This is a genomic window from Catenulispora yoronensis (genome assembly GCF_039531695.1).
Taxonomy (GTDB): domain Bacteria; phylum Actinomycetota; class Actinomycetes; order Streptomycetales; family Catenulisporaceae; genus Catenulispora; species Catenulispora yoronensis.
On the sequence record NZ_BAAAQN010000227.1, the window covers coordinates 1 to 557 of the forward strand.

A 557-nucleotide genomic window follows, 5' to 3' on the forward strand; every position below is an offset into this window, starting at 1 on the left:
CCTCTCGTCTCCTGTTCCGCGCGTGCCTCGATGCCCCGGAAGTGATGTGCCATGGCCCGCTGCGCGCCTGCGGCGTCCTGGGCGCGCAGGGCCGTGACGATGTCGCGGTGGCGGCTGACGGTGACGTCGGGGTCGGGGTCGCTGGACCAGGAGCGCGCGCCGGCGACGCGGTCGAAGACGTGATCCTCAACCGCCGCGATGACAGTACCGAACGGTTACTTGAGCTGGCGGAAAAATATCGCGGCAGCAAAGCGGACGACGGCGCGAATGCCCAGCAGGCGGAGTGGCGCACCTGGGAAGTGAAAAAGCGCCTCGAATATTCGCTGGTGAAGGGCATTACCGAATTTATCGAACAGGACACCGAAGAAGCGCGTCAGCAGGCCGCCCGCCCGATTGAGGTCATTGAAGGGCCGCTGATGGACGGCATGAACGTGGGCGGCGATCTGTTCGGCGAAGGCAAAATGTTCCTGCCGCAGGTGGTGAAATCCGCCCGTGTAATGAAACAGGCGGTGGCCTACCTTGAGCCGTTTATTGAAGCCAGTAAAGAGCAGGGCTCC

Annotated in this window: 1 protein-coding gene and 1 pseudogene; one reads left to right on the forward strand and one right to left on the reverse strand. The window is 63.4% G+C overall.

Annotation, left to right across the window (positions count from 1 at the left end; all coding sequences use genetic code 11):
- Window positions 1–200, reverse strand: a 200-nt coding sequence (locus tag ABD481_RS46985) for an FCD domain-containing protein (protein WP_344672380.1), incomplete at its 3' end; no start/stop codon positions are given.
- Between ABD481_RS46985 and ABD481_RS46990 the strand changes: the two are divergent.
- Window positions 153–557: pseudogene (locus tag ABD481_RS46990) on the forward strand (B12-binding domain-containing protein); the annotation flags it as partial. The gene ABD481_RS46985 and the pseudogene ABD481_RS46990 sit on opposite strands and share 48 nt — an antisense overlap.